Source organism: Novosphingobium sp. BL-A-41-Hi4A-0G (assembly GCF_055521735.1).
Map to the genome: position 1 here is coordinate 2,381,129 of NZ_CM145501.1, position 19,279 is coordinate 2,400,407.

The 19,279-nt window shown below is 63.9% G+C and carries 17 protein-coding genes, 1 other RNA gene and 1 pseudogene; 15 read left to right on the forward strand and 4 right to left on the reverse strand.

Annotation, left to right across the window (positions count from 1 at the left end):
* Positions 1 to 109: 109 nt before the first annotated feature.
* A complete protein-coding gene (gene parC, locus ACZ1JX_RS11520; protein ID WP_465123689.1) occupies positions 110 to 2,395 on the reverse strand; it encodes a DNA topoisomerase IV subunit A in 2,286 nt (761 codons plus the stop codon).
* 117 nt (positions 2,396 to 2,512) lie between these two features.
* On the opposite strand from parC, the gene ACZ1JX_RS11525 reads away from it, so the two are divergent.
* The 5 genes from ACZ1JX_RS11525 to ACZ1JX_RS11545 all read left to right on the forward strand — a co-directional run bounded on the left by ACZ1JX_RS11525 (position 2,513) and on the right by ACZ1JX_RS11545 (position 7,015).
* Entirely contained in the window at positions 2,513 to 3,040 is a 528-nt protein-coding gene (locus ACZ1JX_RS11525) for a type 1 glutamine amidotransferase domain-containing protein (RefSeq protein ID WP_465123690.1), read from the forward strand.
* 62 nt (positions 3,041 to 3,102) lie between these two features.
* Complete coding sequence (locus ACZ1JX_RS11530; protein WP_465123691.1) at positions 3,103 to 4,311, forward strand: hydrolase; 1,209 nt, start codon at positions 3,103 to 3,105, stop codon at positions 4,309 to 4,311.
* The gene (locus ACZ1JX_RS11535; RefSeq protein WP_465123692.1) at positions 4,308 to 5,345 is read left to right on the forward strand and encodes an arginine N-succinyltransferase; all 1,038 of its coding nucleotides are present in this window, start codon (positions 4,308 to 4,310) and stop codon (positions 5,343 to 5,345) included. The genes ACZ1JX_RS11530 and ACZ1JX_RS11535 overlap by 4 nt, the downstream gene beginning before the upstream one ends.
* 9 nt (positions 5,346 to 5,354) lie before the next feature.
* The gene (locus ACZ1JX_RS11540) at positions 5,355 to 6,620 is read left to right on the forward strand and encodes an N-succinylarginine dihydrolase (protein WP_465123693.1); all 1,266 of its coding nucleotides are present in this window, start codon (positions 5,355 to 5,357) and stop codon (positions 6,618 to 6,620) included.
* 149 nt (positions 6,621 to 6,769) lie between these two features.
* A complete protein-coding gene (locus ACZ1JX_RS11545; RefSeq protein ID WP_465123694.1) occupies positions 6,770 to 7,015 on the forward strand; it encodes a hypothetical protein in 246 nt (81 codons plus the stop codon).
* 315 nt (positions 7,016 to 7,330) lie between these two features.
* On the opposite strand, the gene ssrA is transcribed toward ACZ1JX_RS11545, so the two are convergent.
* Positions 7,331 to 7,700, reverse strand: a transfer-messenger RNA (tmRNA) gene (gene ssrA, locus ACZ1JX_RS11550).
* A 223-nt stretch (positions 7,701 to 7,923) separates the two neighbouring features.
* Positions 7,924 to 8,355 (reverse strand): large conductance mechanosensitive channel protein MscL, encoded by a 432-nt coding sequence (gene mscL, locus ACZ1JX_RS11555; RefSeq protein WP_465126404.1) that lies wholly within the window; start codon positions 8,353 to 8,355, stop codon positions 7,924 to 7,926.
* Between the two features lie 166 nt (positions 8,356 to 8,521).
* Here mscL and ACZ1JX_RS11560 point away from each other — a divergent pair, with 166 nt between their 5' ends.
* The 5 genes from ACZ1JX_RS11560 to ACZ1JX_RS11580 all read left to right on the forward strand — a co-directional run bounded on the left by ACZ1JX_RS11560 (position 8,522) and on the right by ACZ1JX_RS11580 (position 12,065).
* A complete protein-coding gene (locus tag ACZ1JX_RS11560; RefSeq protein ID WP_465123695.1) occupies positions 8,522 to 9,148 on the forward strand; it encodes a LemA family protein in 627 nt (208 codons plus the stop codon).
* A gap of 1 nt (position 9,149) precedes the next feature.
* The gene (locus ACZ1JX_RS11565; protein WP_465123696.1) at positions 9,150 to 9,992 is read left to right on the forward strand and encodes a TPM domain-containing protein; all 843 of its coding nucleotides are present in this window, start codon (positions 9,150 to 9,152) and stop codon (positions 9,990 to 9,992) included.
* Positions 9,992 to 10,675, forward strand: a complete 684-nt coding sequence (locus ACZ1JX_RS11570) for a TPM domain-containing protein (RefSeq protein WP_465123697.1) — start codon at positions 9,992 to 9,994, stop codon at positions 10,673 to 10,675. Before ACZ1JX_RS11565 ends, ACZ1JX_RS11570 begins: the two co-directional genes overlap by 1 nt.
* On the forward strand, positions 10,672 to 11,214 hold the full coding sequence (locus tag ACZ1JX_RS11575; protein ID WP_465123698.1) for an NUDIX hydrolase: 543 nt from the start codon (positions 10,672 to 10,674) through the stop codon (positions 11,212 to 11,214). The genes ACZ1JX_RS11570 and ACZ1JX_RS11575 overlap by 4 nt, the downstream gene beginning before the upstream one ends.
* 71 nt (positions 11,215 to 11,285) lie before the next feature.
* Positions 11,286 to 12,065, forward strand: a complete 780-nt coding sequence (locus ACZ1JX_RS11580; RefSeq protein WP_465123699.1) for an SDR family oxidoreductase — start codon at positions 11,286 to 11,288, stop codon at positions 12,063 to 12,065.
* A gap of 126 nt (positions 12,066 to 12,191) precedes the next feature.
* Here ACZ1JX_RS11580 and ACZ1JX_RS11585 read toward each other — a convergent pair whose 3' ends face one another.
* Positions 12,192 to 13,304 carry an S-(hydroxymethyl)glutathione dehydrogenase/class III alcohol dehydrogenase gene (locus ACZ1JX_RS11585; RefSeq protein WP_465123700.1) on the reverse strand — a complete coding sequence of 371 codons (1,113 nt, stop codon included), beginning with the start codon at positions 13,302 to 13,304 and terminating at the stop codon, positions 12,192 to 12,194.
* Between the two features lie 99 nt (positions 13,305 to 13,403).
* Here ACZ1JX_RS11585 and ACZ1JX_RS11590 point away from each other — a divergent pair, with 99 nt between their 5' ends.
* From ACZ1JX_RS11590 to ACZ1JX_RS11610, 5 genes and pseudogenes are all read left to right on the forward strand, one after another.
* A complete protein-coding gene (locus ACZ1JX_RS11590; RefSeq protein WP_465123701.1) occupies positions 13,404 to 14,291 on the forward strand; it encodes a LysR family transcriptional regulator in 888 nt (295 codons plus the stop codon).
* A 117-nt stretch (positions 14,292 to 14,408) separates the two neighbouring features.
* On the forward strand, positions 14,409 to 15,689 hold the full coding sequence (locus ACZ1JX_RS11595; RefSeq protein ID WP_465123702.1) for an MFS transporter: 1,281 nt from the start codon (positions 14,409 to 14,411) through the stop codon (positions 15,687 to 15,689).
* Positions 15,690 to 15,946: 257 nt separating this feature from the next.
* Positions 15,947 to 16,744, forward strand: coding sequence for a thioesterase family protein (locus ACZ1JX_RS11600; RefSeq protein WP_465123703.1), 798 nt, complete (start codon positions 15,947 to 15,949; stop codon positions 16,742 to 16,744).
* A 10-nt stretch (positions 16,745 to 16,754) separates the two neighbouring features.
* On the forward strand, positions 16,755 to 17,987 hold the full coding sequence (locus ACZ1JX_RS11605) for a serine hydrolase domain-containing protein (protein WP_465126405.1): 1,233 nt from the start codon (positions 16,755 to 16,757) through the stop codon (positions 17,985 to 17,987).
* Positions 17,988 to 18,031: 44 nt separating this feature from the next.
* A pseudogene (locus tag ACZ1JX_RS11610) lies at positions 18,032 to 19,270 on the forward strand (3-hydroxyacyl-CoA dehydrogenase); the annotation flags it as partial.
* Positions 19,271 to 19,279 lie beyond the last annotated feature (9 nt).

The window sequence follows — 19,279 nt, forward strand, 5'->3', positions numbered from 1 at the left end:
GGGATCCCGCTTCTTCTTGCCCACGCAGCGCCGAAAGAGAGCGGGACCCCGGGTCAAGCCCGGGGCGACGATGGTTGATGGTTCAGTGCAGAGGACAATCCCCCCAACCTCAAAACTTGTTATCCCGCGGAAACCCGTTCGGCGGCAATCGCCCAGCAGCCCCACGCGCGACCTTCCACGGCAGCAGGTCCTTTTCCACCCGCGTGCGCCCGGAATCGCCGCCCATGGCCCAGGAGAGCCCGTCCTCCAGCCGCAGCGTGATCACGTCGGCCATCTCGCCGTCCTTGTAGCGCTGCAGCGTCACGCCCTGCCCCTTGGCGAGCAGCGGCACTTCGGAAAGCGCGAAGATCACCAGCTTGCGGTTCTCGCCGATTACCGCGACGTGATCGTGCTCCGCTGCAATCTCGCGCACCACGGCCAGCTTCACGCCGGGCTTGGTCGAAACCACGCCGCGGCCCTTGCGGGTCTCGGCCAGCAGTTCGTCCATCTCGGCGGCAAAGCCGCGCCCTGTATTGGCCGCCAGCAGCAGTTGCCCCTTGGGCTTGTGCACCACCAGGCTGATGATCTGCGCCTCGGGATCGATGTCGACCATCGTGCGGATCGGCTCGCCAAAGCCGCGCGCGCCCGGCAGCTTGTCGGCGCCCAGCGTGTAGAACCGCCCGTTGTCCACTGCCACAAGCAGCTTGTCGGTGGTCTGGCAGTGCAGCGCGAAGGCGGGGCCATCGCCTTCCTTGAACTTGAAATCGCCATCAAGCGCCACATGCCCCTTGGCCGCCCTGATCCAGCCCTTGGCTGAAAGGATCACCGTCACCGGCTCCTTCTCGATCATCGCGTCCATGTTGAACTCGCGCGTCGGCGCGGCTTCGGCAATCGTCGTGCGCCGCCGCCCGAGCACGGTGTCCTCGGCGTAATCCTTGCGCAGCGCGTTCAGATCGCGCTTCAATCGCGTGCGCTGGCGGGCCGGGCTGTCGAGCAGCTTCTGCAGTTCCTCCTGCTCGGCCAGCAGCGCATCGCGTTCCTTGCGCAGCTCCATTTCCTCAAGCTTGCGCAAGGACCGCAGCCGCATGTTGAGGATCGCTTCGGCCTGCCGGTCGGTCAGCTCGAACTCGGCCATCATCACCGGCTTGGGCTCGTCCTCGGTGCGGATGATCTCGATGATCCGGTCAAGGTTGAGGTAGGCGATGATATAGCCGCCCACCAGTTCCAGCCGGTTCAGGATCTTGTCGAGCCGGTGCTGCGAACGGCGCAGCAGGATGTCGATCTGGCTGATCACCCATTCCTGCAGCACCAGCTTCAGGCCAAGCACGCCGGGTGTTCGGCGCGAATCCAGCACGTTGAGGTTCAGGCCGAAGCGCGTTTCCAGATCGGTCAGCCGGTAGAGCGATTCCTTGAGCAGATCGGGATCGACATTGCGGCTCTTGGGGATCAGTACCAGCCGGATCTGCTCGTCGGACTCGTCGCGGATGTCCTCGAGGATCGGCAGCTTCTTGTCGGCGATGAGCTGCGCGATCTGTTCGATCAGCTTGCTCTTCTGCACCATGTAGGGGATTTCGGAGACGACCAGCTGCCACTGCCCGGCGCCCAGCTTCTCGATGCCGCTCTCTTCCCAGTTGCCCGCATCGTCGCGGCCCGTAGAGAAGCGCCCGCGCACCCGGATCGATCCGCGTCCGGTTTCATAGGCATTGGATATCACCGAGGGACTATCGACCACGATGCCGCCTGTTGGCAGGTCCGGGCCGTGGAACACTTCCATCAGCTGGCTGTGCTCGACGCCCGGATTGTCGATCAGCAGCATCGTGGCGTCGATGATCTCGGCCACGTTGTGGCTCGGGATATTGGTCGCCATGCCCACGGCAATGCCGCTGGAACCGTTGGCCAGAAGGTTGGGGAACAGGCCGGGGAATATCTCCGGCTCCTCGTCCTCGCCGTTGTAGGTGGGATGATAGGTGACCGAGCCTTCATCAAGCCCCGCCATAAGCTGCATCGCGGTGCGCGTCAGGCGCGCTTCGGTATAGCGGTAGGCGGCGGCATTATCCCCGTCGATATTGCCGAAGTTGCCCTGCCCCTCGACCAGCGGATAGCGCAGCGACCAGTCCTGCGCGAGGCGGACCATCGCATCATAGACGCTGGAATCGCCATGCGGGTGATACTTGCCGATCACGTCGCCCACCACGCGCGCCGATTTCTTGAACGCATCGGTGGGGTTGAGCTTCAGCTGCCGCATTGCCCAGAGCAGGCGGCGGTGTACCGGCTTCAGCCCGTCGCGCAAGTCTGGCAGCGACCGAGCGGTGATCGTGCTCAGCGCGTAGACGAGGTAGCGCTCCGACAGCGCGGAATCGAACGGGGCATCGACGATTGCGTCGAAAGGATCGGGTTCTGTCGTATCGGTGACCATGGCCGGAACGTCGTAGCAACGCGATCACCGGAGCGAAAGTCATGGAACCGCAGCAGTCCCCGGCAATTCTAGCAGGGACGGGCCAATGCCAACCCGATTCCCCAAAAGGAGAACCCCATGACCAAGCGCGTGCTGATCGTCGCGACCGACGGATTCGAGCAGTCCGAACTCGAAGGCCCCAAGAAGGCGCTGGAAGACGCAGGTTTCGAAACCGTTGTCGCCAGCCTCGAACCAGGATCAATCACTGGCTGGAAGGACAAGAACTGGGGTGATGCGGTTGCAGTCAACATCACGCTCGATGAAGTGGACGCCAAGGAATATGCAGCGCTGCTGCTGCCGGGCGGGCAGATGAACCCCGACATCCTGCGCATGGACGACCGCGCGATCGACATCGTCAACGACTTCGACGATCTCGACAAACCCATCGCCGCGATCTGCCACGCGCCCTGGCTGCTGGCCGAGGCCGACATCGTCGATGGCCGCACGGTCACCTCCTGGCCCTCGATCCGCACCGATCTCGCCAATGCCGGGGCTGATGTGGTCGACGAGGAAGTCGTCGTCGACGGCAACCTCATCACCAGCCGCATGCCCGATGACATTCCCGCCTTCTCCAAGGCGCTGATCGATATGCTCACCGACGACTGATACAGCCTGTCGGGGTTTCCGGGGGTTCACCCGGCCCTCGGGAACCGCTACGGTCGTATCAGATGAAACAGCTTGACCATACAGAACACAAACTGATCGAGGGGATTGACGGGGCCGCGATGCTGGCCTTGGTCGAGGCGTGGTGCCCGCTCAACACCGGCACCGGCAATCTTCCGGGCCTCGCCGCGCAGTGGGACATGCTGGCCGATGCCTTCGCCGCGCTTCCGGGCGAAGTGCGCAAGGTCGATCCCGCCCCCGTCACCGCCATCGCAGCGGATGGTCGCGAGGTAGCAACCGCCAACGGCGCGCACTTCGTGTTTTCGGTGAGGCCGCAGGCGGAACGGCGCTACCTGCTCACCGGCCACATGGACACGGTCTTCGCGCCCACCCACCCTTTTCAATCGCTACGCTGGCTAGATGCCGAAACGCTGAACGGCCCGGGCGTCGCCGATATGAAAGGCGGCATCGCGGTGATCCTCGCCGCGCTTCAAGCCTTCGAGCGCAGCCCAGCCGCCGCCTCGGTCGGATACGACATCCTGATCAATTCGGACGAGGAAACCGGCAGCCTCTCCTCCGCCCCGCTGATTGCCGAGATGGCGCGGGGCAAGGCGGCAGCGCTGACCTACGAACCCTCCGCCCTGCCCGATGGTACGCTCGCCGGAGAGCGGCCGGGGAGCGGGAACTACAGCGCGGTGATCAAGGGCCGCTCGGCCCACGCCGGTCGCAATCCGCAGGACGGGCGCAACGCGATCATCGCGGCGGCCGACATGGCGCTGAAGCTCAAGAATCTGGAGCGTCCGGGGCTGTCGATCAACCCGGCGAAGATCGAGGGTGGGAGCGCGAACAACGTGGTGCCCGACCATGCCATTCTGCGCTTCAATGTTAGGCCCCGGCTGCCGAGAGTTGCCATAGAGTTCATGGAGAGTCTGCGAGAGTTGGAAAAAAGTCTCGAAGAGTTGCATGAGGTTGCGATCCACCTCCACGGCGGCGTCTCGCGGCCTCCCAAGCCTCTTACGGAGGAAGCCGAAAGACTGTTCGTGCTGGTCCGCGAGTGCGGGGAATCTCTTGGCCAGACAATACGTTGGCAGGCCTCTGGCGGGGTCTGCGACGGCAACAACATCGCAGCCTGCGGCGTGCCCGTGGTCGATACCATGGGCGTGCGCGGCGGGGCGATCCATTCGGATCAGGAGTTCCTGATCGTACCTTCTCTGGCCGAGCGCGCCGCCTTGTCCGCGCTCGTCCTGCATAGACTTTCCGGGGGAAATCCATGACATTCCGCATCCGCGCCGCCCGCGCGAGCGACCTGCAACCGCTCTACGAAATGGCCAAGCTGACAGGCGGCGGCTTCACCAATCTGCCCGCCGATCGCAAGGCACTGACCGCAAAATTGTCACGCGCTTCAGAGGCTTATGGCAATTCCGAAGAGGGCGATCCGAAGAACCCCAAGGACGAACTGTTTGTTCTGGTGCTGGAAGATACGGCCACCGGAGACGTGCGCGGCACCGCGCAGATCTTCACCTCGGTCGGTCGCCAATGGCCCTTCTATTCCTACCGCATGGCAACACTCACCCAGCACTCCAAGGAACTGAACCGCACCTTCCGCGCCGAAATGCTCAACCTCGTTACCGACCTTGAGGGGTCGAGCGAGGTGGGCGGGCTGTTCCTGCATCCCTCGGAGCGCGCAGGCGGGCTTGGGATGCTGCTCGCGCGCAGCCGCTACCTGTTCATCGCGATGCACAGAAAACGCTTTGGCGACAAGATCTTGGCGGAACTTCGCGGGGTGATCGACGAGCGTGGAGGGTCGCCGTTCTGGGATGGCGTTGCGGGCCGTTTCTTCGGCATGAGCTTCCAGGAAGCGGACTATTTCAACGCGATCAACGGCAACCAGTTCATCGCCGATCTGATGCCCAAGCACCCGGTCTACATCGCCATGCTGCCCGAAACCGCGCGCTCCGCCATCGGCCTGCCCCATCCCTCGGGCCGCGCCGCGATGCGGATGCTGGAGGAGGAAGGCTTTGCCTACGAAGGCTATGTCGACATCTTCGACGGCGGCCCGACAATGACCGCGCGGACCGACCGGGTGCGGTCGATCTGCGAGGCGAAGGAGGTGCCGGTGGCGCATATCCGCGCGCCGGAAGGCGCTGGCAGCGTGACCAAGGCGCTGGTGGCGATGGGCAAACTTGCCGACTATCGCTGCACCTTTGCCGAGATTGCCGAGACGGATGAGGGACTTACTCTCGATCCGGTTGCCGCGGCAGCGCTTGGCGTGAACGTGGGCGACATGGTCTGGTTCGTGGGTCGGTAAGGATAGACAATGCCTCTCGTTGAAATCAACTTCGACGGCCTCGTCGGCCCGAGCCACAACTATGCCGGCCTCAGCCTCGGCAACCTTGCGTCGGCGAACAACGCGGGCGAGGTTTCCTACCCCCGCGCCGCCGCGCTGCAGGGGCTGGGCAAGATGCGGCACAACATCGCCCTTGGCCTGACGCAGGGCCTGTTCGCGCCCCTGCCCCGGCCCAATCCGGCGCTGCTGACGGCGTTGGGCCTTGAGAACATTGACGAAAGCGATGCGGCGCAGCGCCGGTTGCGCGCGGCGGCGTGGTCGGCCTCGTCGATGTGGACGGCCAATGCGGCCACTGTCAGCCCAACGCCAGACACGGCGGACGGGCGCTGTCATCTGACTGCGGCGAACCTCGTGACAATGCCGCACCGCTCGCAGGAATGGCCCGATACGGTGCGCCAGCTGCGCCTCGCCTTCGCCAACAGCACAGCGTTTGCCGTGCACGACGCCGTGCCCCCCTGCTTCGGTGACGAAGGCGCGGCGAACCACATGCGCATGTGTTCGAGCCACGACGCGCCGGGGCTGGAAATCTTCGTCTATGGCACGACCGGCGGAGCCTTCCCCGCACGCCAGCACGAACAGGCGAGCCGCGCCGTCGCCCGGCTCCATGGCCTGAACCCCGAACGCTGCCTCTTCATCGAGCAATCGCCCGATGCGATTGCCGCAGGCGCATTCCATAACGACGTGGTGGCGGTGGCCAACGAACGGGTGCTGTTCACCCACGAGCAGGCCTTTGCCGATCCCGAAGGCACATATGCCGCGATCCGCGAACGGCTTCCCGAGGCCGAGATCGTCGTGGTTCCGGCCAGCGTCGTCAGCCTTGGCGATGCGATCAGGAGCTACCTGTTCAATGCGCAGCTGCTGACGCTGCCATCGGGCGAAATGGGCCTCGTGATCCCGCTCGAGGCGTGGGAAACACCTTCAGTGCGGGGCTGGCTCGAGGGGCATATCGCATCGAACGGGCCGATCCGCCGAGTGCTGCCGGTGGACGTGCGCCAGTCGATGGCCAATGGCGGAGGGCCTGCCTGCCTGCGCCTGCGGGTTGTCGCCGATCCTGCCACCGTCGATCCGCGCTTTCTGCTGAATGAGGCCAGGCTGGTGCTGGTCGAGAAAGTCGTGGCCGCACATTGGCCCGAGCAGATCGATCCCGCTGATCTGGGCCGCGAATCTCTGGCCCGCAGCGTGATCGCGGCGCGGGCGGCGCTGCTTGAGGCACTGGCATTACCGGAACTTGCCTGAGCCTTCAGGCGTTTCCTCGCGGACGGGTCCTTCACAGGTTGTCGCTTCGCTTTACAGTGAAGATTGGATTAACCAGACTGTTGCCAGCATTTAATGATCTGGCACGATCGTTGCGATGTGATTCTGAAAACAAGAGGAATTGAATCCGGATGCTTCGCAAGGTCGGCCGCCTGTTCGTTATCAAGACCCGCTTCGAGGCGTTCGCGGTGATCTATGCGCTGGCGCTTGGCGCGGTCGAGCGCGGGCATGCCTATCTGGGTCAGTATCCCGGATTTGGCGGCAAGATGCTGTTTGCAGCCGCGACCGGTGCGGTGTTCATCGGAGGTGCAAAGATTCTGGACTCGCTGCGCTTGGAGCAGCAGTTGAAGGAACTTGAGGCTGCTCGCGAGGAATAGTGCCAGCGTCCTTCGACAAGCTCAGGACGAGCGAGGCGCTGGCTTGAGAGCGCATGGGCCCCGGCCTTCGCCGGGGTGACGAAGGATTCAGGATTTCCGACATCCGTCACCCCGGCGCAGGCCGGGGTCCAAGACGTATCGTTTTCACCCCGATGCCCGGCATAATCGCTCCCCTTGCGGCTCGGATGAGCGCCGACGGTGCGCGCGCGGCGACGTTATGGGCCCCGGCCTGCGCCGGGGTGACGGGCTGTTTGCGCAGAACGCTGGATGAAGAGAAATAGGGCGATTCTGTTGCTAGGCTCGCCCCCAGCCCCCGGTTTCCGATTCTGTTACCCGGTTCGGTCCGAACCGTGCTCTAACCTTATAACTTCAGGGCGTTAGCCCCTAGAATTATGCAGCGAGAGCAAGTGCTTCGTTGTCGTTGGCACTTGTGAGTTTTGAGCCTTGAACGGGTTACTCAGCCCGGGCAAAAACAGCGCTTTTCAACACACGTCGATCCTAGTTCGGCCCCATCAACACCCTTGCGACAACAAGGCCCGCCCCTTTGCAGGAAACGGTAGTGATGGTGGAGCCGCCGGGTACCGCCCCCGGGTCCGCTGTGCCTATTGCACGCCGCAGTTTATCACCATAGCCGGCCGAAACCGGCAGGGACCCATATAGGGGGCGCGGCGCAAATGAAAAGGGGCTGCGGGGATGATATGTCGTGGACTCGCGACAGCTAGTGGCCCCCGGCCTGCGCCGGGGCGACGATCAATTGGCGTAACAACGTTGCGTCACCCCGGCGCAGGCCGGGGTCCATTTCCTCGACGTTTGGCGTGCTGTCTTCAGCGATCAGGAAATCGTGATGGCATGGATTCCGGCCTTCGCCGGAATGACGGGAGTTTGTACCGTTCCTTGGCTGGCTTGCCTCAGCCTTTCGCCTTCAGGGCATCGCGGATTTCGGCGAGGAGTTCGACCTCGCTCGGCCCTGCGGGAACTGCAGGTGCTTCCTCGGGCTTGGCGGTCAGCTTGTTGGCCTGGCGCACGATCAGGAAGATCACAAAGGCGAGGATCAGGAAATTGATGATCGCGGTGATGAACGAGCCCCAGCCGAGCATCGAAACGCCAGCAGCCTTGAGCGCAGCATAGGTCATTTCGCCCTTGTAGTCCGCGGGGATGGTCCCCAGCACCACGAACTTCTGGCTGAAATCGATGCCCCCGGTAATCAGGCTGATAAGCGGCATCAGAACGTCGTCGGTCAGCGATGACACAATCTTGCCGAAAGCCGCGCCGATGATCACGCCGACCGCGAGATCGAGCACGTTGCCGCGTGCGATGAATGCCTTGAATTCTCCGAACATGCCGACCAGTTCCCCCTTCAGTTCCTGATTAACCATAATCCCTTGTCCGCTGGTTGCCATTGTCCCCGGAGCGCGACAAGCCTCAATCGGTTGCAATGCGGTCCTACTTGAACCGCAACACAAGCCCTCTATCTCTTGTGGCACCACATTAGGGGAACTCACGTCGATGGCCGCTACTCGCTTCACGCAGATCGCATTTGCCACCGTTGCCGCTGCCAGCCTTTCGGCCTGCGGGATCAATTCGGTCCCGGCTGCCGAGGAAGAAGCCAAGGCGCGCTGGGCCGATGTCGAAAGCTCGTACCAGCGCCGCGCCGACCTGATCCCGAACCTTGTCGCCACGGCCAAGGGCGCGGCAGCTTCGGAAACGCAGATCCTGACCAACGTGACCGACGCGCGGGCACGGGCAACCTCGATCAACATCACAACAGACGATCTTTCGAACCCGGAAGAGTTCGCCAAGTTCGAGAACGCGCAGAACCAGCTGACCCAGGCGATGGGCCAGCTGCGCACGGTGGTGGAGAACTATCCGCAGCTGCAGAGCCAGGCGCGTTTCTCGGACCTGATGGTGCAGCTGGAAGGCACGGAGAACCGCATCAACGTGGCGCGCACGCGCTATAACGAGGCGGTGCAGGCCTACAACACCACGATCCGCACCTTTCCCGATGCGATTGGCGCAAAGCTGATCCACGGGGCCAAGCCGATGATCCCGTTCAAGGCGGCAGCCGGTTCGGAAGTGGCGCCGACGGTGAACTTTGACATGAATGCTCCGGCGCCAGCGGCTTCGGGCAAGTAAGATGATCCGCCCCCCAGGGGCCATGGCGCGGGCTTTCTGGCAGACGGTTGCGCTGCTGCTCCTGCTGGTTGCAGGAGCGGCGCACGCGGCCATGCCTGCGCGGCCTGCAGGTCCGGTGCTCGATCAGGCGGGGATCATCCCCGATGCCGACGAGGCGGCACTGACGCAGAAGCTTGCTGCCTATAACGCGCAGACCGGGCGTGCGGTGATCGTGGCGACGGTGGCCTCGCTGGATGGGCAGGACGTCGAGAGCTACGCCAACACGCTGTACCGGACGTGGGGCGTGGGCGGTGCGAAGACCGATCAGGGCCTTTTGTTCCTGATCGCGCCCAATGACCGCAAGGTACGCATAGAGGTGGGCTACGGGCTCGAGGAGTTTCTGCCCGACGTGCTGGCGGGGCGGATCATTTCGCAAGAAGTGACGCCGCGCTTCAAGGCGGGCGACTATCCCGGCGGGATCAATGCCGGGGTCGACCAGATCCTGACCCAGCTAAACCGCAATCCCGCCGATGCCAAAGCTGTGGCGGAAGCGGCCAAGGCGGGCGCGCGTAAAGAAAGCTCTGGCGGGTCGACCATTGGCAGCGCGATCTTCTGGGTCGTGCTGATCGTGGTGCTGATTGCCGTGTTCGGGCGGCGCAAGCAGGGCTATGTCCAGCGGCGCAGCGGGATCGATCCGGGCATAGTGCTGTGGGGGTTGAGCGAGATCGCGCGGGCTGCTTCCGACAACCGCCATTCGGGCGGTGGCTGGGGTGGCGGCGGCGGCTCCGACTGGGGCGGCGGAGGCGGCTTCGGCGGATTTGGCGGCGGCGATTCCGGCGGCGGCGGGGCTTCGGGGGACTGGTGATGGCTGGGATCGCGACGATGACCGAGGCGGATCGCCTGCTGGTTTCCGAGGCCGTGGCGGCGGCGGAAATGCTGAGCGCGGGCGAGATCGTGACGATCGTGACGCCGCGTTCGGATTCCTATCGCGACGTGGCGCTGGTCTGGAGCGCCATCGTGGCCTTTGTGGCGCTATGTGCGCTGGAGATCTTTCCCGGACTCTACCTTGGGTTGGTCGAGCGCGTGCTGGGCCTGTGGGCGTTCGAGTGGAGCCCGCGCGCAGTGCTGGGCCTTGCGTTGACGGTGGCGACGCTGAAGTTTTCGGGCACCTATCTGATCCTGCGCTACACGCCGCTGGGCCTTTGGCTGACGCCGCGGCGGGTGCGCAATGCGCGGGTGCGTGAGCGGGCGCTGACGTGCTTTCGCGTGGGCGCGGAGAGCCGGACTTCGGGGCGGACGGGCGTGTTGATCTATCTCAGCCTTGCCGAGCATCGCGCCGAGATCATTGCCGATGCCGCGATTGCCTCGAAGGTCTCGCCCGAGACGTGGGGCCATGCGATGAAGGCCATGCTGGATCCCCTGCGGCAAGGGCAGATGGCGCAGGGGATGGCAGCGGCCGTGGGCGAAGTGGGCAAGGTCCTCAGCCAGCACTTCCCGCGCTCTGCCGACGACACCAACGAATTGCCGGACAGGTTGATCGAAGTATGAGTCTTGAAGAAGAGTTTCGCGACCATCCGGAGCAGGTCCATTGGCAGGGACGCTTCATCGTCGCCAAGACGCGGGGGCGCTGGGAGTATGTCAGCCGCAATCGCAACATCAAGGCGGCGGTGATCCTCGCCGTCGATGATGGCCATGTGCTGCTGGTCGAGCAGTTCCGCGTACCGCTGGGGCGTCCGTGCATCGAGCTTCCCGCCGGACTGATCGGTGACGAGGCCGGGGCCGAGAACGAGGACGCGGCCGATGCTGCCGCGCGCGAGTTGGAGGAGGAGACGGGCTACCGTCCCGGCCGGATCGAATCGCTGGGCGAGTTCCATTCCTCACCGGGCATGGTCACCGAAGCTTTCACGCTGTTTCGCGCGCATGATCTGGAAAAAGTTTCCGCAGGCGGCGGCGTGGAGGGCGAAGGCATTACCGTGCACCGGGTTGCCCTTACGGAAATCGAGAGCTTCCTCGCCGCCAAGCGGGCGGAAGGCTATGCCATCGACGTGCGGATGCTGCTGCTTCTCGCGCCTGGGATCATCGGCTGACCTTTCCGGGACTTGCGTGATTGCTCCCAACTTGCTTCGTTGACGCAAACGGAAAGCAGGAGAGCGTCACGATGGGAAGGGTTCAGGGCAAGAAGGCGCTGGTTACAGGCGCGGCGCAGGGCCTTGGCGCGGCACATGCCTGGATGCTGGCGCGCGAAGGTGCGCGGGTGCTGCTGACCGACATCAACGGCGAGGGCGCGGCCAAGCAGGCTGAGGCGATCGATGCCGAACTGGGTGCAGGCACCGCCTTTGCCATGCGCCATGACGTGACGAGCGCGGAAGACTGGGACAAGGCGATGGCGCTTGCCGCCGAGAAGCTCGGCGGGCTTTCGGTGCTGGTGAACAATGCGGGCGTGGGCGTGCGCGGGAACATCGAGACCTGTACGCTGGAGGAATGGCATCGTGGCTTTGCCATCAACGTCGATTCCGTGTTCCTCGGCTGCCAGAAGGCCCTGCCCTTGCTGCGCGACAGCCAGCCGGCCTCGATCGTCAACATCAGCTCGATCGCGGGGCTGATCGCATCGGATACGATGCCGGGCTACAATGCGAGCAAGGCGGCGGTGTGGATGCTGACCAAGTCGGTCGCGCTCTACTGTGCCAAGCGCGGCTGGGACATCCGCTGCAACTCGGTGCATCCGACGTTCGTGGATACGCCGATCCTTGATGGCATCGCGTCCAATGCGAACATCGAAAAGGACGTGGTGATGGGCAAGCTCGCGCGCCAGATTCCGCTGGGCCGCGTGGGCGAGCCAGACGATATCGCGGCTGGTGTGCTCTATCTCGCCAGCGACGAGAGCCGTTTCATGACCGGGGCGGAGCTGAAGCTGGACGGCGGTATTTCGGCAATGTGAGGTTAGGTGATGGCTGCGAGGTAATGGGCCCCGGCCTTCGCCGGGGTGACGGAGTTTGAAGCCCCTGTTCCGTCATCCCGGCGAAGGCCGGGATCCATTACCTCTCAAGCGCAGCAAACCTTCGCCTCAGAACACCACGACCGAGCGGATCGACTTTCCGGCGTGCATCAGGTCGAACGCAGTGTTGATCTCCTCGAGACCCATGACGTGGGTGATCATGGGGTCGATCTCGATCTTGCCGGTCATGTACATGTCGACGATCTTGGGCACTTCGGTGCGGCCCTTGGCGCCGCCGAAAGCCGTGCCGCGCCAGTTGCGGCCCGTCACCAGCTGGAACGGGCGGGTGCTGATTTCCTTGCCTGCCTCGGCCACGCCGATGATGATGCTGGTGCCCCAGCCGCGGTGGCAGGCTTCGAGAGCGGTGCGCATGACTTCGGTGTTGCCGGTGGCGTCGAAGGTGTAATCCGCGCCGCCGTCGGTCATATGGACGATCTTGGCCACTGTGTCTTCGCGGCTCATGCCCTTGGAGTTGAGGAAGTCGGTCATGCCGAACTTGCGGCCCCATTCCTCGCGATCGGGGTTGATGTCGACACCGATGATCTTGTTGGCACCGGCAAGGCGCGCGCCCTGGATCACGTTGAGGCCGATGCCGCCGAGGCCGAAGACGACGACATTGTCACCCACCTGGACCTTGGCGGTGTTGACGACCGCACCAACGCCCGTGGTCACGCCGCAGCCGATGTAGCAAGCCGACTGGAACGGCGCGTCCTCGCGGATCTTTGCGACCGCGATTTCGGGCAGGACGGTGAAGTTCGAGAAGGTGGAGCAGCCCATGTAGTGGAAGACGGTCTGGCCCTTGTAGGAAAAACGGCTGGTGCCATCGGGCATCAGGCCCTGACCTTGCGTGGCGCGGATCGCGGTGCACAGGTTGGTCTTGCCCGAAAGGCAGCTTTTGCACTGGCGGCATTCGGGCGTGTAGAGCGGGATCACGTGATCGCCGGGCTTTACCGAAGTGACGCCGGGGCCGACTTCGCGCACCACGCCTGCGCCTTCGTGACCCAGCACGCTGGGGAAGATACCTTCGCTGTCGAAGCCGTCGAGCGTGTAGGCATCGGTATGGCAGACGCCGGTGGCCATGATCTCGACAAGAACCTCGCCTGCCTTGGGGCCTTCGAGATCAAGCTCGACGATCTCGAGCGGCTGCTTGGGCGCGAACGCTACGGCGGCGCGGGTCTTCATGGCAATGCATCTCCCGTTTGGAATGGCAGGCCGTTAGCATAGTTGCTAAGCCGGTGTTAAATCGCCCGATATGATAAACACTGTTGCAAGACGAGAACAATGAGCAATCGCTGGGATGGCATAGACGAAGTGGTGGCGGTTGCCGATACGGGCACGTTCGTGGCGGCGGCAAAGCGGCTCGGGACATCGACCTCGCACGTGAGCCGAGCCGTCGCGCGGCTGGAGCAGAGCCTTGGCGCGCAGTTCTTTCACCGCACCACGCGCGCGGTGAGCCTCACCGATACCGGGCGTACGCTGGTCGACCAGTTCCGCCGCCTGATTGCCGAGCGGGACGAGGCGATTGCCATGCTCGACCTGCAGGGCGAGCCGCAGGGCCACTTGCGCATCACTTGCCCGACAGCGCTGGGAGAGCGGTTCGTGGCACCGATCGTGCGCGCCTATGTGCAGGAGTATCCCAAGCTTTCGGTGGACCTTGATCTGTCCAACCGCGTGGTCGAGCTGGTATCGGAAGGGTACGATCTGGCGATCCGGACCGGCACGCTGCCCGACAGCCGCCTGATCCGCACGCAGATTGCAGCGCGCGGGATCGTGACCTGCGCCTCGCCAGCCTACCTGGCGGCACATGGCACGCCCGAGACCGTGGACGACCTTGAAGCGCACGATTGCATTCCTGCAACGCTCGAGATGTGGCGCTATCTTGTTGACGGTGAGGTTCGGACGGTTCGGCCACGCGGACGCTGGCGGTGCAGCAATGGAACGGCCGTGTTCGATGCGGCGATGGCAGGCATGGGCCTGTGCCAGTTGCCCGCATTCTATGTGAGCAGGGCGATTGCCGAGGGCTCGCTGGTCGAGGTACTGCAACAGTTCCGGCCCGAAGACGATCCCATCTGGGCGGTCTATCCGCAGCGGCGACACCTTTTGCCCAAGGTGCAACGCCTTATCGAAAAGCTGCGCCGGGAGCTTGGCGCAGCGATGGCTGCGGGTTGATATAAGATGCAATCTGTGAGAACGTTCACAGGAATAGCTATGCGACCGACATGACAAGGCTGTCAGTGAAGGCTAAAGCAAACCAATCGCCAAATATGGCAGGGTGAGGAGAGATACGTGTCAGGCAGCAATGCACATTCGGGATCACAGAAGGCCGCGTTCATCGCGGTTACCGTGCTGTTCTTTGCCTGGGGTTTCATCACCTCGCTGATCGACCCGCTGGTGGCCGCAGTGAAGGGCGTGTTCACGCTGACGACGCTGGAAGCGCAGCTTTCGGCCTTTGCGTTCTTCATCGCTTACGGTGTGATGAGCTTTCCCGCAGCCGCGATCATCGGACGGCTGCGCGCCGTTCCTGCGATCCTGCTCGCGCTGGCAACAATGGCGCTGGCCTGTGTCGTCATGCTTGCGGCGGCAAATCTGGCATCCTACCCGCTGGTTCTGGCCGGTCTGTTCATGCTCGCCACCGGGATCACGGTGCTGCAGGTTGCGGCAAATCCACTGGCCGCAGCCTTGGGTAAGCCGGAAGGCAGCCACTTCCGCCTGACGCTATCGCAGACCTTCAACTCATTCGGCACGTTCCTCGGGCCGGCGCTGGGCGCATCGCTGTTCCTCAAGGGCGTGGAAGTTTCCGAAGGGACCGCGCTCACGCCCGAAGTGCGTGAAGCTGCCCTGGCCGGTATCGATCGCGCCTATTTCTGGATTTGCGGGCTGCTGATCGCGCTGCTTGCGTTCTTCTGGTTCAACCGCAAGCGCATCGCGGCAGCCGCTCCTGCCTCCCGCCCGACTGGCGGCATCGGCGCACTGCTGGCCGAAGCCTTTGCATCGCGCTGGGCAGTGTTCGGTGCGGCGGCGATTTTCGTCTATGTGGGCGCGGAAGTGGTGATCGGCACGCAGATGGCGTTCTATCTCAACAATCCGGCCATCTGGAACGTCAGTCTGGAACAGGCTGGCAAGGCCGTGGCGTTCTACTGGGGCGGCGCAATGGTCGGCCGGGCCATCGGCACGGTTCTGCTCGCCCGCTTCCCCGCAACCCGGCTCATGACCCTGTTTGCGGCCATTGCTGCGGCCATGTGCGCTTACCTGTTCCTGGTCGGAGGCGTCTCGGCCGGGTACGTCGCGCTCGCCATCGGTCTGTTCAACTCGATCATGTTCCCGGTGATCTTCACGCTGACGCTCGAGCGGTCTTCGGCTGGCGAAGAGGCCACTTCCGGCCTGCTTTGCACCGGCATCATCGGTGGCGCACTGGTGCCGCTGCTCGCGGGTGCGGTGACCGACGCGGCGGGCATTTTCGCCTCGTTCCTCGTGCCCTTGGCCTGCTATGTGCTGCTGGTGCTGTTCGCCACCTCTGCCGCGCGCGCGCCGATCCTGCGCCAGGCGGGCGGAGAAAGCCTGCACTGACGTTCTTCCTTTGATGCAGGCGCATATCTGTCGGCCCCGGTACATCGCCGGGGCCGATTTTTTTGGGCGCAATCCGGGTAGCTTGCCGTAGCGTCATAGGCGCGCGCCATCGAGAGCAGATGGTTTTGCAGCGCTGGGGGGACTTTCCCTTTACGTAAACTTCCACTAGCTCTGCTTCTGCAAGAGTCGTGACTCAAGCGACAGCGGGAGAGAGCCTTGGAACGCAATTGCCTGACGCCCACACAGGAAATCTTCGCATGACACAGGTCGTGCAGGACACCGTCGCCATCGGCCTGATCGCCGCCGAAATGAGCGGCACGGGGCCGGATTTCTCGGTGCGTGGCGTCGATGGCTGGCTTCAGGGCCGCACGATGTATGGCGGTGCTTCGTCGTTCCTTGCCTATGCCGCGGCGCGCAAGGCCCGGCCTGACCTTCCACCGCTGAGAGCCGGACAGATCGGTTTCATCGCGCCGGTCGGACCGGACGTGGACATCTCTGTTTCCACTCTGCGCGAAGGCAAGAACGTGGCCAATATCCAGACCGATCTGGTAAGCGGTGGTGCTCTGGCCCATCGCGCCGCATGGGTGTTTGGCAGCGCGAGACCGTCCAACGGAACGGTGGCAGCGCCGCGCGCCGAGAACTTCGTTCCCTACACCGAAATGGAAGAGCTGGGTTCGCCCGAAGGCCTGCATTTCGTCAACAACTTCGAACTGCGGCGGGGTGAGGCAAAGGACGATCGCCGCCCGGGCGTGGTGCGACGCTGGGTGCGGTTGAAGGATCGCGCCGGCCTTGACCCAACGGGCGAGCTGGTCCTGATCGGCGATACACTGCCGCCCGGATCCATGCGCGCGATGGAGCGGCGCGGGCCGATCAGTTCGATCAACTGGGCTTTCACGCTGCTGGGCGACGCCCCGGAAACCGATGACGGTTGGTGGCTGCTGGAAACCGCCTCGAATTACATGGCAGACGGCTTCAGCAGCGAGACCTTGCGCATGTGGAACGCGGACGGCGTGCAGGTGATGCATGGCCTGCAGAGCGTCGCGATTTTTGGCTGAGAGGACAATGATGGAACTGGCCGACGCACAATCGCTGGGGTTCGAACCTGATCGGCTTGACCGGATCGGCGCCTACCTTGATGAGCACTATATCGCCAGCGGTCGCCTGCCCGGGCTCGACGTGCTGGTCGCACGCGACGGCGAGGCGGTCTATCGCCACACCGTAGGCCGTGCGCGCGAAGACGGCACGCCGATGGCGGCTGACACGATCTGCCGCATTGCCTCGATGACCAAGCCGCTGACTTCGGTCGCGTTCATGATGCTGGTCGAAGAGGGCAAGGTGGCGCTCGACGATCCGGTGACCAAGGTGATCCCCGAGTTCGCGAATCTTGGCGTCTATGCAGGCGGTGGGGGCGAAGTGGACTTCTTTCCTGCGCGCCCTGCCCCGGTCATGCGCATGGTCGACCTGATCACGCACCAGTCCGGCCTGACCTATGGCATCCAGAACCGCACCAACGTCGACGCTGCCTATCGCAAGGCGCGTCTGGACGGCCATGCCAGCCTGCCGGGCAACGATCATTTCATCGAGGAACTGGCCAAGCTTCCGCTGGAGTTCGAGCCCGGACAGGCGTGGAACTATTCGGTGGGGATCGACGTGCTGGGCGTGGTCGTCGCGCGGATTTCGGGGATGAGCCTTGGCGAGTTCCTGCGCACGCGCATTTTCGAGCCGCTGGGCATGGTCGATACCGGCTTTCATTGCCCGGACGACAAGGCGCACCGGCTGGCCGATGCCTGGGCCTATCAGGCGGGGCAACCGCCTCAGCTGTTCGATCCAGCGGAGAAATCGGGCACGCGCCGGGTGCCTCGCTTTGAAAGCGGGGGCGGTGGGTTGCTGTCGACGACGGCGGACTATCACCGGTTCTGCCGGATGCTGGTGAACGGCGGCGCAGCAGATGGTGCGCGCATCCTCAGCCCCAAGACACTGCATCTGATGACCGCCAATCACCTGCCCGGCGGCGCAGACCTTACGCAGGTTTCGAAGGCGCTGTTCAGCGAGGCCTATAACGCAGGTGCAGGGTTTGGTCTCGGCTTCGGCATGACCATCGATCCGGCACGGGCGCTGGTGCCGGGCTCTGCCGGCGAGTTCTACTGGGGCGGGATCTTCTCGACCGCGTTTTTCGTGGACCCTGTTGAAAAGGTCCATGCGGTCTTCATGACCCAGCTCTACCCCTCTTTCATCTATCCCATCCGGCGTCAGTTGAAGACGCTCATCTACAGCGCGCTGGCGACGAGCCGCGCCTGACAAACCACTCGAGGAGATTGACGATGTCCGACCCCATTCCCGGTGCCAAGGAGCACATCGACGCTGCCCGCAAGCTGGCGGCGACCATCGACGACATCCCGGCTGACACGCAGCTGCTCCCCATCAACCGCGTTGGCGTGATCGGTGCAGGCACGATGGGTGGCGGGATCACGATGAACTTCCTCACCGCAGGCATTCCGGTGACCATCGTGGAAATGACGCAGGAAGCGCTCGACCGCGGCGTGGCCACGATGGGCAAGAACTACGAGAACACCGTCAAGCGCGGCAAGATGGACGCCGCCGATGCGCAAGCCGCGATGGCCCGCCTGACCCCGACGCTGGACTTCGGCGCGCTGGCCGAAGCAGACCTCGTGATCGAGGCGGTCTATGAGAGCATGGACGTGAAGAAGGACGTGTTCGGCAGGCTCGACAAGGTAGCCAAGCCGGGGGCAATCCTCGCCTCGAACACCAGCTATCTCGACATCGACGAGATCGCGTCCGTCACCTCGCGCCCGGAATCGGTGCTGGGGATGCACTTCTTCTCGCCCGCCAACGTGATGAAGCTGCTCGAAGTCGTTCGCGGCAAGGCAACCGGCAAAGCGCAACTGGCGACGGTCATGGCGCTGTCGGTGAAGATCGGGAAAGTGCCGGTGGTCTCGGGCGTGTGCCACGGCTTCATCGGCAACCGCATGCTCAGCCCCCGTCAGGCTCAGGCCCACGCGCTGATCATGGAAGGCGCGAACTACTGGGAGGTGGACGAGGCTCTGCTGGAGTTCGGCTTCCCGATGGGACCGTGGCAGATGGCCGACCTTGCAGGCCTCGATATCGGCTGGCACCGCGATCCTGCCCGGATCGAGTCCGTGCGCGATGCGCTTTGCGCCAAGGGTCGTTGGGGCCAGAAGACCAAGAAGGGCTTCTACGATTACGACGACAACCGCCAGCGCACGCCTTCAGATGAAGTGAAGGCGGTCATCGCCGAGTTCGCCGCCAAGGAAGGCAAGCCACAGCGTTCGATCGACAAGGACGAGATCCGCGAACGCCTGCTCTATCCGATGGTCAGCGAAGGCGCGTTGATCCTTGAAGAAGGCATTTCGCAGCGGGCTAGCGACATCGATACCGTGTGGCTGAACGGCTATGGCTGGCCGGCATGGACCGGCGGGCCGATGTTCTGGGCCGACCATATCGGGCTCGATACCGTCGTCGCGGGCCTGAAGAAGCATGGGCTTCCCGTCGCGCCGCTGCTGGAGCGCAAGGCTGCCGCAGGCGAGAAGTTCAACGCCTGACGGGAGACG

Coding starts and splice junctions, on each gene's coding strand:
- parC (WP_465123689.1), bottom strand. CDS start 2,395: ATGGTCACCGATACGACAGAACCCGATCCTTTCGACGCAATCGTCGAT.
- ACZ1JX_RS11525 (WP_465123690.1), top strand. CDS start 2,513: ATGACCAAGCGCGTGCTGATCGTCGCGACCGACGGATTCGAGCAGTCC.
- ACZ1JX_RS11530 (WP_465123691.1), top strand. CDS start 3,103: ATGAAACAGCTTGACCATACAGAACACAAACTGATCGAGGGGATTGAC.
- ACZ1JX_RS11535 (WP_465123692.1), top strand. CDS start 4,308: ATGACATTCCGCATCCGCGCCGCCCGCGCGAGCGACCTGCAACCGCTC.
- ACZ1JX_RS11540 (WP_465123693.1), top strand. CDS start 5,355: ATGCCTCTCGTTGAAATCAACTTCGACGGCCTCGTCGGCCCGAGCCAC.
- ACZ1JX_RS11545 (WP_465123694.1), top strand. CDS start 6,770: ATGCTTCGCAAGGTCGGCCGCCTGTTCGTTATCAAGACCCGCTTCGAG.
- mscL (WP_465126404.1), bottom strand. CDS start 8,355: ATGTTCGGAGAATTCAAGGCATTCATCGCACGCGGCAACGTGCTCGAT.
- ACZ1JX_RS11560 (WP_465123695.1), top strand. CDS start 8,522: ATGGCCGCTACTCGCTTCACGCAGATCGCATTTGCCACCGTTGCCGCT.
- ACZ1JX_RS11565 (WP_465123696.1), top strand. CDS start 9,150: ATGATCCGCCCCCCAGGGGCCATGGCGCGGGCTTTCTGGCAGACGGTT.
- ACZ1JX_RS11570 (WP_465123697.1), top strand. CDS start 9,992: ATGGCTGGGATCGCGACGATGACCGAGGCGGATCGCCTGCTGGTTTCC.
- ACZ1JX_RS11575 (WP_465123698.1), top strand. CDS start 10,672: ATGAGTCTTGAAGAAGAGTTTCGCGACCATCCGGAGCAGGTCCATTGG.
- ACZ1JX_RS11580 (WP_465123699.1), top strand. CDS start 11,286: ATGGGAAGGGTTCAGGGCAAGAAGGCGCTGGTTACAGGCGCGGCGCAG.
- ACZ1JX_RS11585 (WP_465123700.1), bottom strand. CDS start 13,304: ATGAAGACCCGCGCCGCCGTAGCGTTCGCGCCCAAGCAGCCGCTCGAG.
- ACZ1JX_RS11590 (WP_465123701.1), top strand. CDS start 13,404: ATGAGCAATCGCTGGGATGGCATAGACGAAGTGGTGGCGGTTGCCGAT.
- ACZ1JX_RS11600 (WP_465123703.1), top strand. CDS start 15,947: ATGACACAGGTCGTGCAGGACACCGTCGCCATCGGCCTGATCGCCGCC.
- ACZ1JX_RS11605 (WP_465126405.1), top strand. CDS start 16,755: ATGGAACTGGCCGACGCACAATCGCTGGGGTTCGAACCTGATCGGCTT.